Raw genomic sequence first — 15,009 nt, 5'->3', positions numbered from 1 at the left:
TTAAACAAAGCTAAGAGTTTGTTCGTGGTCTGATATTCCAAGTACAATAAAATATTATATATCGAACTACGAACATCTAGATTGGGGGTGGGCATCATGGGGATAAAACATTGGCAGAGATGGCGCGTAACCGTTGTGATGTTGATGCTTCTGACAAGCGTATATCTAGGTGGATGTGTACCGGTGACGATTTCTACAGCAGATACTACAACTGGGCCTCTTCAGACTCCTACTTCTCCGGGGTCAGAAAGCCCGCAGGTTCCTACCCCAGAACCGATACCTGAACAAAGAACAGAACCTATACCCGAACAAAAGGCTGAACCGATACCTGAACAAGAAACTGAACCAACACCTGAAGCCACTGAAACGATACCCGAACAAGAGACAGAACTAACACCCGAACAACAGACTGATCCAATACCTGAACAAAAAGATGATATCCTTCCTCCGGTTCATGCGGACGAAAGTGATGATAATCCTGCGCCCACGCCCCCAGCGGCTCTGCCTCAGACCCCGATTCATCCCTATTATCTCTTAAGTGGTACTCCACCGAGTGCGCCGGGGCTGGCCATGCGGGTAAGAGCGTTTAATGTCGAACCGAAAAAAATTGCCTATTTGACATTTGATGATGGTCCCTACCCTCAAACTACGCCTCGTATCCTTAAGATCCTTCAGGATGAAGGTGTAAAAGCAACGTTTTTCGTATTGGGAAGGCAAGTGGAAAAGTATCCTGACCTCTTAAAAGCCGAATATGAGCAAGGGGAAGGGATAGGAAATCACAGTTATTCCCATGACTATAATTTGCTTTATCGCAGTCCAGAGACTTTTTTAGCGGAAATTAAACAGACAGAAGAACTTATTTTTAAAACCATTAAAGTCCGTCCCAAAATTGTTCGGGCACCAGGTGGAACTCAGGGCCATTTTCATGTCAACTATTATAATGCACTCGATGCTGCAGATTACTTGATCTATGATTGGAATGTCAGTAGCGGAGACGCTGACGCTTCTCTTGTTCCGGCAGAGCAACTCGTTCAAAACGTGGAAAATCAAGTACCAGGTAAAGCGAGGACCATTATTTTGATGCATGACGCTGGGGCTAAGGTCACAACGATTGATGCGCTCCCCCAGATTATTCAGTACCTCAAGCAACAAGGATATTCCTTCGGTGTAATTACGCCGAAAGTTGCTCCGATCCTTTTCCCGGGGGGGTTCCAGGGCTGAAATTCAGTGTCCATGACCAAAGGAGTCCAATGCCTGTTCAGGCATTGGACTCCTTTGGGGTGTCTCGTTTCCGTTATTTTGTTTGCCCTCGTGCATTCTGGCACAAGAATTGCAATAAGGGGCCTAAACCGCTATACTTAAAGCGAAGGGAAGTGGCAGAATTGCGTGTTCTTTTGGTTGCCCTCAATGCAAAATATGTACATACGAATCTAGCCCTTCGCTATTTGCGAGAAGAGGTTCGCGCAGTTTATCCGGATGTTTTGCTTCGGGAATTTAGCATTAACGAACACCTTGATCAAATTGCCGGAGAAATCTATGAAGCCAAGGCCGATGTCATTGGCTTTTCCTGTTATATTTGGAATATGAAAGAGATAGCAGCGCTGATCAGGCGTCTTCACCCAGTTTGTCCAGATACACGGTTCGTCATCGGAGGCCCAGAGGTATCGTTTGAGGCTGAGGAGTTCCTTCGCGAGCATCGAGAAGTAGATGCCCTTGTTATCGGTGAAGGGGAAAAAACATTTTTAGAGCTACTTACCGAATGGCAAAACGGTCGTGACCTTTCTCACGTAGCAGGTATAGCTTGGTCAGAAAACGGTAAAATCACGGTCAATCCTCCTAGACCAGCATCGCCTGATTTGAACGATCTCCCGCTTCCGTATACAGAGATTGAAGACTTCACAGGCCGTCTTGTCTATGTTGAAACAACTAGGGGATGTCCATTTAACTGTCAGTATTGCTTGTCCTCGACGTTTAAGGGTGTTCGATTTTTAGAGCCAGAGCGGTTTCGGAGAATGTTTCGTCACTTACTGGAAAGCGGTGTGGGAACGATAAAGTTTGTGGATCGCACATTTAATGCTAATAAGCGTCATGCGATGGAGATTTTGAATATAGTGCAGGAAGAGAGCGAGAAGCTCCCCGATGCCTACCGAATTCGTGTTCATTGTGAAATTGCAGGAGACCTATTAGATGATGAATGGATGGATTATTTTAGAAATTATCCACGTGGTTTAATCCAATTGGAAATTGGGGTACAATCGACTCATTTACCGACACTTAAGATTGTTGCGCGCCCGCAAAATTTTGAGGACTGGAAAAAATTCATACCAGAAATGCAAAGCTTCGAAATACCGCTGCACCTTGATCTGATTGCTGGATTACCGGAGGAAAACTGGTCTACTTTTCGGATCTCTTTTAACGATGTCTACCTAATAAAACCAGATATGCTCCAGCTCGGGTTTTTAAAAGTACTTAAAGGGTCGGGGCTTCGTCTGCAAAGCAAACGTTATGGTCTGCTATTCACCCCAGATCCGCCTTATACGATTTTAGAAACCCCGTTCTTGTCACATAGTGAAATACTTCAATTGCAACGCATGGAAGACTTAATCGATAAATACTATAATTCAAGGAAGTTTGCCCATGCCTTGCGTGAAATTCTTAAATTCTTTGTGACACCGTTTGATTTTTACGATCAATTTGCAGAGTTTTGGCAGCAAGAAGGTTGGTTTCACCGACAATGGTCAGGTAAAGCCCTGTTTGACAAACTCTGGGAATTCTTGGCGAGTACAGTACCTTATGACGCTGTTTTGTGGGATAAACTCCGCGATGCCTTGCGTTTTGATTATTACATGTGGGAACGTCCACGCAACGTTCCTGATTGGCTCGAGGTTGGCTCGGAGGCTGAGGAGGAAGCAGAGGAGTGGAGAACTAAGCAGGAGACTATTCGGCGAGCCAGTTATTGGGCAAATGTGATTCCAGAGTCAGTTGAAATGGACCGACGTCAGTGGAATCGCAACACGGCAGTGGCCCAGTTCACTTCTGATGTGTTAAAGGTTGGGGAATCCAACGGGTCATGCTGGTATCTTTTTCACTATCAACAGGGGAGCGTGAAGGCCTACAGGTATGACGAATGAATGGAGTGCAGTAACATGAATTCCCGAAATTTTCTGTGTAAAACCACATTGAGCTGGTTTTGCATACTTATATTGATATTCGTTTCCGGGTGTACGAAAACACCCCAGACAGGACAACCAGGAGGACCGGCCCCCGCTGTAGTCGAAGTCTGGCATACCCTACAAGGGGCTGAGGTAGCTGCTTTACAAGGACAGATTCAAACAATCATGAAGACCCATCCTGAGGTGATCATTAAGCTCAAATATGTGCCGGAACAAAACTTTGTAGCTTTTTCTTACCAAGCCGAAGCGGGAGGGAAAGGTCCGGAAATATTTATTGCTTCGAGAGAGATCCTTCGCCAACTTTACGGGCAGGGGGCATTAGCGCCTACAGCATATCTGGATCGGGATGCTTTTCCTGCAACGTTGGCTGGTTTCCGATTTGGGGGAGTGGAGTATGCTCTCCCTTGGTTGACAGATGTTCCTTTGCTTTATTTTAGAACGGATACAGCTACTGTCCCTGCCAATTTGGCTGACCTTTTTTCAACTAAAGGAGGGGTTTCCGTTACAGCTGCGGATACCGCCACACTTTCAGCATGGTGGAGGGGGCAAGGTGGGAAGTTGATGAATACGGGAAAGCCGGTTATCAACGATCCCAGCAACGTGGCGTTTCTTCAACAACTTTTGACTTGGCAGAGTAGTAAAGTCCTGCGTATTGATCCAAACACTTTAGCGGCCTTTGCGGGTGGGCAAACACCCTACATGATAGCGGGAGCGAGTCAAGCGAAACTCTTAAATGGGCAAAATGTGCCTTGGGGAAGTATGCCGTTGGTGGAATTGGTGAGTGGGCCAGGACAACCGCTTTTGGGATCGACACTGGGAATTGCAAATTCTGTGGTTGGGACAAATGAAGCAATGATGCCAGCGATTCAAACCGTGGAAAGCGCACTGCTTGCTGTGGGAGTTGAAGGAGCTCTGATGCAAGCTGGACGTCTTCTCCCAGCCAATATGGGATATTATCGTCTTCCCGAAGTCCAGAAAGGTGTCTTTCCCCAGGCAAATAGTGCTTTGACTAAGGCCTGGGCTTTGGAAGGAGATGCCCCTGAGTGGAAGTTGATTCCCCTTCAAGATGAAGCCTGGAGAAATTCGCTGGCTGGAAACGTCTCGCCGGAGGATGCACTGGCCAGTGCTCAGGGGAAAGCTGGAAAGGCTTTATCAGCTAAGTGACTAGCCGTAATTTAAAATCAGAGCAGGGGGTGAAAGTAGTGGATAAAAAAGGATTAGAGCTAGTGGTCATCACGGGTTTATCTGGTGCTGGAAGAACTCAGGCAATGCAAAGTCTTGAAGATCAAGGGTTTTTCTGTGTTGACAATTTGCCACCCACCTTTCTTGTGAAATTTGCGGAGCTTTGTGCCCAGTCCCGAGGCAAGGTTTCTAAAGCGGCGATTGTTTGTGATTTGCGCGGAGGAGAATTTTTTTCCTCACTGAGTGAAGCCTTAAGCAATTTGGAAAAGGAGGGCTTTCATCTGCGAGTCCTCTTTCTGGATTCATCGGATGAAACGTTGATCCGCCGTTACAAAGAATCGCGGCGTCGGCATCCTCTTTCTCCTCGTGGTCGAGTTCTAGATGGCATTCAGGCTGAACGTCTACAACTGGAGGAGCTAAGAATCCGGGCCGACAATATTATTGACACGTCCAAGTTAAGCTCTCAACAACTCCGTAGTCAAGTGGCTGAGTTATTTGGTAAAGCGCAAGGCCTGGAACAAATGGCTGTTTCCGTGATATCCTTCGGCTTTAAATATGGAATTCCTATGGACGGTGATCTTGTCATGGATGTGCGTTTTTTGCCGAATCCATTTTATGTTGAGACTTTACGTCCGCTGACTGGGGAGCATAACTTGGTCCAGGAATATGTCTTTGGCAATCCCATGGCTCAAGAGTTCATGGAGAAGTACCTATCCTTACTTGAATACATCCTCCCTAATTATGTTAAAGAGGGTAAAACACACTTGGTTATTGGGATCGGGTGTACCGGTGGACAACACCGCTCCGTAGCCATTGCGGAACGGGTTGGACAATTTTTAAAGGAACGTCATTACGCCATCAGTGTTAAACATCGGGACGCCTTGAAAAATCAGAAACATGGAACGGCGCGATGAAACCAAAGATGAGTGAGGGACTTTCACGCTATCTGAAGTGGCTTTACCCCAATCTGAAAGTGAAACGGTGGTTTCTCCTGGCCGTTCTCGGGATTTTCCTGTTCGCAACTGGGTTTTCAGTCATGAATGACGGAGTTGCACTTGGCTATGCTGAGTTACAGTTCAGAGAGGTTATCTATCGAGTGACGGGCAGTACACCGCTCACAGCTGTGCCGGCCGGTGTGGTCATCAGTGCTTTAGGGATCTTTGCTATCATTCTAGGTTTTAAACGCATGCTCTACTCTATTATTTCATCAGTACTCCCAGATAACGAAGGAAGAATCGTGGATGTGATTTACGCCCGTCATCATTTGCGCAGAGGGCCTAAGATTGTCGTTGTCGGTGGGGGGACCGGACTTTCTGCTCTCCTGCGCGGACTTAAACAGTACAGTTGTAATCTTACGGCGATTGTTACGGTTGCGGATGATGGTGGAAGCTCGGGGAAATTACGACTTGAAATGGGTATCCAACCCCCAGGGGATGTGCGAAATTGCTTAGTCGCTTTGGCAGATACAGAGGAGATTATGGACACGCTCTTCTCATATCGTTTTGAAAGCGGAACAATGGAAGGACATAGTTTAGGAAACCTGCTTCTGGCAGGGCTAACCGATACGTTTGGTGATTTTCAAAAAGGAATTGAAAAAATTAGTAAAGTGTTTGCTATCCGCGGCAAGGTATTCCCTTCCACTTTGGAACAAATTGTGCTTAAGGCGGAATTTGAAGATGGCTCCCAGGTTGAAGGGGAAACAGCGGTCCGTGACACCGAAGGAAAGATTCACCGGGTTTGCCTGGAACCAAGTGATTGTCACCCTTTGCCTGAAGCCTTGCAGGCCCTTGAGGAGGCAGATCTTATTGTTCTGGGTCCAGGGAGTCTATATACAAGTGTATTACCCAATTTATTGGTAGGAGGCCTCAGAGATAAAATCCGGGAAGTAAAGGCACCTTGTGTCTATGTATGTAATGTTATGACGGAAAAAGGGGAGACAGACGGTTACCGTGTGTCCGACCACCTTAGGGCCATTCTGGACCATTGCGGTCCAAACTTTGTTGATGCGGTACTGGCCAATAAGGGGGAAGTAACAGCGACGAGTTTAATGAGGTATGTCAAGGAAGAAGCCGTACCTGTCGTTACTGATCCTAAAGACGTCGAAAATCTTGGTGCCAAGTATTTCGAGGCGCATTTAGTGCAAGAAGGGGACGTCATTCGTCATGATTCAGATCGGTTGGCAAAGGAACTAGTGCGGTTACTTTTTCGTTTAAAACCTATGGGAGAGAGAATTGCTTTAGTTGATGCGTATTTGCTCTCTCAGAAGCTCCGGGAATAGCGAAGCACGAAGTACGATGCACGACGCACGAATGGAGATGTTCGATAGCGAACCTTCAACGTTCCCAGTCGAACCTCGTGCCTCGATATAAGGGGGGTTGGAAAATTGTCCTTTAGTGCTGTCACCAAAGAAGAGCTTGCACGTTTAGGCGGTCAGAAATCTTGTTGCGAGTTAGCAGAACTAGCGGCTTTGGTCCGCATGGACGGAACATTCCAAATTAGTGCAAATCAACAGTATGCCTTGAATGTGATTACAGAGAGTGCTCCAGTTGCACGTAAGATCTTTCGCTTGGCTAAGGATGTGTTAAAGCGTCCGGTGGATATCGTAGTTCGCCGTAAACTTAGGCTTCGCAAAAATAATTCATATTTAGTCAAAATCTATCTTCGGGGCTTAGAAGACTTACAAAACTTGGGCCTGGTTGATGAAGCAGGACAAATTTATCCTGGAATCTCTCCTAACCTTATAAAAAAGCGCTGTGATCAAAAAGCTTATTTGCGAGGAGCTTTTTTGGCGGGAGGTTCGATCAATAACCCTGAAGGCGAATATCACCTGGAAATTGTCAGTAATGATGCGCAACATGCTAAAGCATTATGTCAGTTGGTTAACCGATTTAAATTAGGGGCCAAAGTTAGCATGCGCAAGCATTGGTATGTAGTATATATCAAAGAGAGTGAACACATTGTAGAGTTTATTGGCTTTATAGGAGCTCACCGTGCCCTTTTGGAATTTGAAAACGTTCGAGTGCTTAAAGGGGTCCGGAATCAAGTGAATCGTTTAGTGAATTGTGAGACTGCTAATTTGGATAAAATTGTCGACGCCGCAGTGCGCCAGCTGGAAAATATTCAACTTATTGTGGATACGATTGGATTACAGTCTTTGCCGCCCGCACTTAGGGACATGGCGGAGCTTCGGTTGGAATATCCAGATGCCAGTTTAAAAGAACTTGGAGAAATGCTGCGGCCAAAAGTCGGTAAATCAGGAGTCAATCACCGGATGAGGAAGATTGATGAATTGGCGGAACGAGTCAGGAACAAAAAATAGAACCCTAAAGTTAGGCACATGGGAAGATAACCTAAAATCAGAGATGGTGGGGGGAAATAAGGTGCGGCTAGGGTATGGACTAAGTATAGAGCAAACTCAAAAACTTATTATGACTCCGGAATTGCGTCAGGCAATTACTATTTTACAGTTGTCCGCTCTTGACCTTGCCACGTATGTTGAGGATCAGCTATTGGAAAATCCTTTGCTGGAAACTCAAGAAGAAATTATGAACAGTAAAGAGGATGCAGAGCCCCCTGTGGCTGAAGAAAGTATCGCCGATGAGAAATGGGATGTAGACTGGCAGGATTATTTTCAGGATCAGGACGAAAATCGTGTTCGTCAGGAACGGGTGGTGGTGGAGGACAAACAACGATTTGATCCCTTTATAGCTTCAGCGCCAACTTTATTGGAGCACTTGCTCGAACAACTACATGTTCAGAAAGTCTCTGCTTCTTTATCCGTAGCGGAGTACATTGTTGGGAATTTGGATGACAATGGGTGTCTAACTCTGTCATTAGAAGATATTGCTCGTGAAACAAATGTCTCACTCGAAACAGCCGAAGAAGCGCTAGCCTTGGTGCAAACCCTGGACCCGTTAGGGGTGGGAGCACGAAATCTAGAGGAATGTCTTCGGTTACAATTACCGCTCCTGGGCAACTATCCGCCGGAGTTCCCGGAGTTTTTAAAGCATCTTGAAGATTTGGCGGCAGGACGTTTGCAAAGAATTGCTCATGCTTTGAAAATTTCGCTGTGCCAAGTCCAGGAAATGGCCGATCTGGTCCGCAAACTGGACCCTAAACCAGGTCTCAGATTTTCCACTCCCGGAGAGGTGCGCTATGTCGTCCCGGATGTCGTGATTGAAGAAATAGGTGGAGAGTTTATTATCCTGGTTAATGACATCACAGTACCCCGCTTAGGGATAAACAAGGCCTACCGTGATGTCTTAAGCCATGAGGAGGGTACAGACACCCGCAAATTTGTAGAACAGAAATTGAACGCGGCGGCCTGGCTTATTCGCAGCATTGAGCAACGACGTCTAACCCTTTATAAAGTAGCAAATGCCATCGTGAAGTGGCAAACAGAATTTCTTCGGTATGGGACCCGTCATTTGAGACCGCTTACGTTAAGAGATATTGCAGAGGAAATTGGAGTTCATGAATCGACCGTTAGTCGAGCCACATCCCATAAATATGTACAAACACCCCGGGGTATTTACGAATTTAAATTCTTTTTTGCAAATAGCATGGGGCGAGGTCATAATAACGATTCTAGTATAACGACCGAGGAAATCAAACTGGCCTTGCGTGATATCATTACGTCAGAAAATCCTAAAAACCCTTACTCTGATCAAAAGATAGCTGAACTTCTAAAGGCTAAAGATATGGGGATCTCCAGGCGCACGGTTGCTAAGTACCGTGATGAGTTGGGGATTGGGGCGACAACGGTTAGGAAACGATATTAATTGGGTGAGCAGTCGCGAAACACTCGGTCAGCCACTACGGTCGTGGGCCAAATCACGGCTCAAGTGCTTGATGAGAGCGGGCGAGGTTCCCGCCAGATGCGGCGTCCGACGGCCATGACTCAAACAGGACGTTTGAGATTAGAGCACCGCCCGAAGACACTGTCTTCGCAAGTATTAGCCCTTCTTGCAGGATGGCAAGGTGCCGTGATGGCCTAGTATCCCTGTAGCCCACGAAAACACTGTTTTCGCACGGATTACCCCTCTAACAGACACTGTCTTTGCACGTATTAACCTTCATGCAGGATGGCGGGAGGGGGACCGTGCCGCACTGGCGGCTGAGAACGGTGAAAGATGAGTATATTGGGGTTAGGAAGTATGAAGCTTAGGATAGAGAGATGAGAAGTCACTGGAGAAAGCGTTGTTTGCGGTTTCTCCAGTGACTTTTATGTTTTAGAACAAGTCATATCATTTTATGAGCTTTCTGGTGAATAGAAGTGAGTCATAAATTTAATAAAGCACGCTGTCTTGAATATGAATTATCAGAATATTTGATCGATACCTTGGGATGGCGTTACGAAACTTCAGGTTCCACAATATAATAAGTTAACTTTATTCGATGGCTAATCGCAGTTCAAGTAGCACTATCAAGGATCGAATATAGAGTATCAAATTTGCCCTCTGGAATTTGCACGCAGATAATTTTGCTTTATTCATTGAATCTAAAGGAAAGAGGTGTGATGTATGGGAATGTTTCGTACATCAGGTTATGACCGGGTCTTGTTAAATTTGCGTGTGATGACGGTGGAGCTGGCGGAAGCTGTGCGGAGTCAAATAAGTGCGGTGCTGGAAGCGTTTGAGCATGGTAAAGCAGTTCAAGATTGTGAACAACGTGACGATGTGATCGATCAAATACGAGACAGCATCGTCAATCGTAGTTTCGATATTATGAGTTTACAACAACTGCGGAGTCAGGATTTGCGTTGGATTCTCGGATTTCAAAGAATGGCCCAAGAGCTCGAACGGGTCGCCGATTACGCATGCGATATTGCTGAGCTGAGTGAGCTCAAGCCGGAGGGGAATTGGCCGCCAGATATTCAACGGATGGCCAAACAATTGCTCGTAATGACGAATTACACCCTGGCCATATTGAAAGAGGAGGCAGAGATCACCATAGATTTGGCAGACCAGGATGATCTCTTGGACCATGTGTATGCCAATTTAAAAGTAGCTTTGCTAGAAGGCAGTCAAACTAAAAGCAATAACGGCCAATTAGGGTTAGGACTGGTGGTGGCTAGGACGCTGGAGCGTATGGGGGACCATATCGTTAATGTAGCGGAGACACTTTTATTTATTCGAACAGGAAATAGACGATTGGCGAACGAGTTTCCTGTTACAACTCCAGACGGAGCAAACATTCGGTAGGTTGTAGGAAAAAAGGGGAGATTCAAGAAGCCTGTAGAGGAGTTGATGAACTATCAGCATGCTGGGGCCTGTTTTTATATTTCTGGGTGGTTTGGGGCTTTTTATGTATGGAGTTCACACAACATCAGACGGCTTGCAAAAGTTTGCTGCCAACCGTCTGAAACAAATTCTCAACTCCTTGACGGAAAATACCTTTCTTGCAGTTTTGCTGGGTATGGTTGTGACTGTGGCTCTTCAAAGCTCTGCTGCAACAACTGTTTTAGTCGTTGAGTTTGTCAATGCAGGTATGATGAGTCTAGCCCAGGCTTTGGGAATCGTCTTGGGATCTGCAGTAGGAACCTCTATTGTAATTCAGCTGATTGCCTTTAAGATGCTCAACATTGCCCTAGGTGCAATCTTTTTAGGATTTATATTGCATGTTTTCGGTTGTGGTCAGTGGAAACATCTGGGTCAGGCCTTGATTGGGTTTGGGATTATCTTCGTTGGGATGGCCAATATGTCGGAGGCTTCAGCGCCCCTTAAAAGTATTCCGGAGGTTTACACATTCCTTACCCGGATAGGGGCTCAACCACTCTTGGCCCTTTTGGTTGGGGTTCTCTTAACGACGGTAATTCAGAGCAGCACAGCGTTATTTGCGATTATGATGTCTCTAGCCGGCCAACAACTATTGCATTTGAATGTCATGGTTCCTTTAGTGCTTGGCGCGCACATTGGGGGGACAATGACTACCTTGCTCTCTAGTTTTACAGCTCAGCAAAGGGATGCTCGACGGGCGGCGCTGGCTAATACAGGTTATAAAGTTGTAGCCGCTATCGTAGTATTCCCCTTTCTCTCTGAATTCGCTCGACTGATCACTTGGACAACTAGCGACTTGCAGCGCCAAGTAGCCAATGCCCATTTGCTGTTTGCCCTCTTTATGGTTTTCATCTTTCTCCCTTTCAACACGTGGATCGCCAAGGCCTTAAAGTGGGGCATACCAGATAATTCGGAGCAAGACCTTAACCCGAAGTTCAAAGTGCTCGATAAATCCTCGCTAGAAGTACCGACTGTTGCTCTAAATCAAGTGGAGGTTGAAATTATCGCTCTTGGGGACCTTATTCTAGAAAAAATGATGCAAGAAGTTCCAACTGTAGTCCTGGCGCTGGATGAGGAGCGTGCAGTTGTATTAGCAGCTACTGAAGAAAAAGTCGCTTGGTATTACAAGCATATAACACGGTTTCTTACAGCTTTATCTCATAAAGGGTTAACGGAGGAGCAGGCGGAAGAATGTCTAAATGCTCAATTTATCCTGAAGGAAATGGACTACATCGAGGATATCTTTATCTCCATTAGGCAGCTGATTCAAAAACTGCATCGAGATAAAATAACTCTTCCATTCGAAGAATGGGAACAGTTGCAGGAGCTTCATAATTCGATCACAAAAAACTTCGCCAGGATGATTCAAGCACTCCATAGATGGGATGTCGACTTGGCTGCCGAGGTAATCCGTGAGCATCCGGAAATCATGCGTCTTCAACGTAGTCTGCAGTTTAGTGCCTTAGCTCAAACTCCGCACTGTGATCTGGACGAAGATAATTGTCTTATCCAGGAAAAATTATGTTACGCGGTGGTAGATTTAATTAATCTTTTATATACGATTGATGATCATGTAGTCAATATTGCACAGGTAGTTATGGGAATTGCTTAATGCCTTGAATTTAATCAAAATATTGGGAGAATATATAGGAAATTTTCTTGAAATAGGGTATTGATTATACTGCAAAAAGAGAATATACTGATAATAGATCAAGTCGAGCAGATAAATGTCGACATATGTATAATAATTGAATAAATAAGGCTAGAGTAATAGAGAAGCCGAAGTAAGCTGATATTCTAAGTTGAATATTAGCCAACTTCGGCTTCTTTTTTTGACCAAATTAATATTTAGAAAATTTTTAACATTTGATTTTAGGGGGGTGAGGCTTGTTATGTTGATATTAAATACCCCGGAGAGAGAGGAGGTACTAAAGAACTTAAAAGTTATTGTGAATACAGAGGTCTGAAAAATACATTCTAAAAGAAGAAATATCAGTTTTTAAATTAATTGTAGGAGGTTTTGGCATGCAAGCTTTTCTAGGTGAAGTACTAGGTACAATGATAATTCTTTTATTTGGAACGGGCGTCGTAGCTAACGTTCTCTTGGGTAAAACGAAGGGGAATAACGGCGGTCTTATTGTTATAGCTTCAGGTTGGGCATTTGGTGTTGCTTTAGCAATTTATGCGACGGGTCCATTAAGTGGGGCACACTTAAATCCTGCAGTAACGATTGCCTTAGCAGCCACAGGGCAATTTCCCTGGGACAAGGTGCCAATGTATATTGCTGCTCAATTTTTGGGAGCCTTTCTTGGTGCAGTGATTACTTATTTAGCTTATCTTCCGCACTGGGGGGCCACTGAAGATCCGGAACTCAAATTAGCTGTTTTCAGTACTGGTCCTGCAATCCGTAATTATCCTGCTAACTTATTGACGGAAATCATTGGAACCTTTATCTTAGTTTTTGTAGGCCTTTCCATTGGAATCACAAAATCAGCAACGACAACAGGACTTAATCCGCTTTTATGGGGTTTCTTGGTTTGGGGGCTCGGTGTATCTTTCGGTGGACCTACTGGCTATGCGATCAACCCAGCTCGTGATTTAGGACCTAGAATTGCACACTTTCTGCTGCCTATTCCGGGGAAAGGATCGTCAGATTGGGGATACTCATGGGTACCTGTCCTAGGTCCAATTATTGGCGGTCTTTTAGGAGCTTTCCTTTACAAAATAGTCTATATGGGATAGTCAATGGCTGATTCTGCTGCAATAACCTCGAATTGAGGATCAGGCACTTGGCAATAGTGCATTTCGCAGTGAAATCATGGATTATACAAGAATAAATTATAAGGTGGAGTGATTTATGAAAAAATACGTTATGGCTCTTGATCAAGGCACGACAAGTTGCCGCGCAATCCTATTTGATCAAGAAAGTAAGATTGTTGGAGTTACCCAAAAAGAATTTGCCCAAATCTATCCAAAGGCGGGTTGGGTTGAGCATGATGCCGAAGAAATTTGGAGTACCCAATATGGTGTGATTGCAGAGCTCATAGCTAAGACCGGAATTAAAGTCGATGAAATCGCAGCCATCGGGATTACCAATCAGCGGGAGACGACGGTAGTTTGGGATAAAAACACTGGTAAACCTGTGTACAATGCCATTGTCTGGCAGTGTCGGAGAACAACGGCTATTTGCGACGACCTCAAGGCCCAGGGTTATGAAGAAATGGTTCGAGAAAAAACGGGTCTCGTGGTTGACGCTTATTTTTCGGGAACGAAAGTAAAATGGATTTTAGATAATGTCGAAGGAGCCCGTGCCAAAGCTGAAAAGGGTGAATTGCTGTTTGGAACGACGGATACCTGGCTTATCTGGAAGCTCACTGGCGGAAAAGTACATGTCACGGATTATTCCAATGCTTCCCGAACAATGATGTTTAATATTCGTGAATTGCATTGGGATAATGAATTGTTAAAAATGCTGGACGTACCACAAGGAATGCTGCCTGAGGTCCACAATTCCAGTGAAGTCTATGGTAATACCGATGCAGGAGTATTCTTAGGCTATGAGATTCCTATTGCCGGCGTTGCTGGTGACCAGCAAGCAGCTTTGTTTGGCCAAGCATGCTACGAGCCTGGGGATGCCAAAAACACCTACGGTACAGGTTGTTTTATGCTGATGAATACAGGAAGCAAAATACACGCTTCGAAACATGGCTTGTTGACAACCATTGCGTGGGGTATCGATGGTAAGGTAGAATATGCTTTAGAAGGCAGCATCTTTATTGCGGGGGCAGCAATTCAGTGGTTGCGAGACGGTTTAAAAATGATTGATGTAGCCCCAGATTCCGAGTATTTTGCTAAAAAAGTCAAAGATACCGATGGCGTTTACTTTGTGCCCGCTTTTGTCGGCTTGGGCGCTCCGTATTGGGATATGCGCGCTAGGGGAGGAATTTTTGGTCTGACTCGAGGAACAACAAAATCCCATATTATTCGGGCGGCTTTGGACTCCTTGGCTTATCAAACTAAAGATGTTTTAGGTTCTATGGAGGCCGATTCGGGAATCGCGTTAAAGTCCCTGAAAGTTGATGGCGGTGCGGTAGCGAATAATTTACTGATGCAGTTCCAAGCAGATATTTTGGGAACTCAGGTTGATCGACCCGAAATCATTGAGACGACAGCCTTAGGCGCTGCTTATTTAGCAGGTCTAGCAGTCGGCTTCTGGGCCAGCAAAGAAGAATTGGCAAGTCGTTGGTTGCTTGATCGGCGTTTTGAGCCTGATATGGCCGAAGAGAAGAGAGCAAAACTCTATAAGGGTTGGTTGAAAGCAGTCGAGCGGAGCAAAGATTGGGAAGAAGATTAAGAGTCAAGACGCTGCTTGAGAT

At 45.3% G+C, this 15,009-nt stretch carries 12 protein-coding genes; all 12 read left to right on the top strand.

The window, feature by feature from the left end; genetic code table 11:
* Positions 1-96 precede the first annotated feature (96 nt).
* The 12 genes from DOT_RS21845 (at position 97) to glpK (ending at position 14,987) form a co-directional block, all read left to right on the top strand.
* Entirely contained in the window at positions 97-1,221 is a 1,125-nt protein-coding gene (locus tag DOT_RS21845) for a polysaccharide deacetylase family protein (protein ID WP_009623657.1), read from the top strand.
* Between the two features lie 152 nt (positions 1,222-1,373).
* Entirely contained in the window at positions 1,374-3,131 is a 1,758-nt protein-coding gene (locus DOT_RS21840) for a B12-binding domain-containing radical SAM protein (protein WP_242833891.1), read from the top strand.
* Between the two features lie 15 nt (positions 3,132-3,146).
* Positions 3,147-4,337, top strand: coding sequence for an extracellular solute-binding protein (locus DOT_RS21835; protein WP_040413153.1), 1,191 nt, complete (start codon positions 3,147-3,149; stop codon positions 4,335-4,337).
* Between the two features lie 38 nt (positions 4,338-4,375).
* Positions 4,376-5,269 (top strand): RNase adapter RapZ, encoded by an 894-nt coding sequence (gene rapZ, locus DOT_RS21830; RefSeq protein WP_009623654.1) that lies wholly within the window; start codon positions 4,376-4,378, stop codon positions 5,267-5,269.
* A complete protein-coding gene (locus tag DOT_RS21825) occupies positions 5,266-6,633 on the top strand; it encodes a gluconeogenesis factor YvcK family protein (protein ID WP_009623653.1) in 1,368 nt (455 codons plus the stop codon). Before rapZ ends, DOT_RS21825 begins: the two co-directional genes overlap by 4 nt.
* A 105-nt stretch (positions 6,634-6,738) precedes the next feature.
* On the top strand, positions 6,739-7,674 hold the full coding sequence (whiA, locus tag DOT_RS21820; RefSeq protein ID WP_009623652.1) for a DNA-binding protein WhiA: 936 nt from the start codon (positions 6,739-6,741) through the stop codon (positions 7,672-7,674).
* Positions 7,675-7,735: 61 nt separating this feature from the next.
* Positions 7,736-9,136, top strand: a complete 1,401-nt coding sequence (gene rpoN, locus DOT_RS21815) for an RNA polymerase factor sigma-54 (RefSeq protein WP_009623651.1) — start codon at positions 7,736-7,738, stop codon at positions 9,134-9,136.
* The gene (locus DOT_RS21810; RefSeq protein WP_040413151.1) at positions 9,137-9,352 is read left to right on the top strand and encodes a hypothetical protein; all 216 of its coding nucleotides are present in this window, start codon (positions 9,137-9,139) and stop codon (positions 9,350-9,352) included.
* 525 nt (positions 9,353-9,877) lie between these two features.
* Positions 9,878-10,558: a PhoU domain-containing protein gene (locus DOT_RS21805; RefSeq protein WP_009623649.1), complete on the top strand. Its 681-nt coding sequence runs from the start codon at positions 9,878-9,880 to the stop codon at positions 10,556-10,558.
* A gap of 103 nt (positions 10,559-10,661) precedes the next feature.
* Positions 10,662-12,245, top strand: a complete 1,584-nt coding sequence (locus DOT_RS21800) for a Na/Pi cotransporter family protein (RefSeq protein WP_242833890.1) — start codon at positions 10,662-10,664, stop codon at positions 12,243-12,245.
* 413 nt (positions 12,246-12,658) lie between these two features.
* Complete coding sequence (locus DOT_RS21795) at positions 12,659-13,375, top strand: MIP/aquaporin family protein (RefSeq protein WP_009623646.1); 717 nt, start codon at positions 12,659-12,661, stop codon at positions 13,373-13,375.
* 115 nt (positions 13,376-13,490) lie between these two features.
* The gene (gene glpK, locus DOT_RS21790) at positions 13,491-14,987 is read left to right on the top strand and encodes a glycerol kinase GlpK (protein WP_009623644.1); all 1,497 of its coding nucleotides are present in this window, start codon (positions 13,491-13,493) and stop codon (positions 14,985-14,987) included.
* Positions 14,988-15,009: the final 22 nt, after the last annotated feature.

This window comes from Desulfosporosinus sp. OT (assembly GCF_000224515.1).
Lineage (GTDB): Bacteria > Bacillota > Desulfitobacteriia > Desulfitobacteriales > Desulfitobacteriaceae > Desulfosporosinus.
Note: the sequence above shows the minus strand (reverse complement) of the source record. Positions and strands in the feature narration are given on the sequence as shown.

Coding starts and splice junctions, on each gene's coding strand:
- DOT_RS21845 (WP_009623657.1), top strand. CDS start 97: ATGGGGATAAAACATTGGCAGAGATGGCGCGTAACCGTTGTGATGTTG.
- DOT_RS21835 (WP_040413153.1), top strand. CDS start 3,147: ATGAATTCCCGAAATTTTCTGTGTAAAACCACATTGAGCTGGTTTTGC.
- DOT_RS21825 (WP_009623653.1), top strand. CDS start 5,266: ATGAAACCAAAGATGAGTGAGGGACTTTCACGCTATCTGAAGTGGCTT.
- DOT_RS21805 (WP_009623649.1), top strand. CDS start 9,878: ATGGGAATGTTTCGTACATCAGGTTATGACCGGGTCTTGTTAAATTTG.
- DOT_RS21800 (WP_242833890.1), top strand. CDS start 10,662: ATGTATGGAGTTCACACAACATCAGACGGCTTGCAAAAGTTTGCTGCC.
- DOT_RS21795 (WP_009623646.1), top strand. CDS start 12,659: ATGCAAGCTTTTCTAGGTGAAGTACTAGGTACAATGATAATTCTTTTA.
- glpK (WP_009623644.1), top strand. CDS start 13,491: ATGAAAAAATACGTTATGGCTCTTGATCAAGGCACGACAAGTTGCCGC.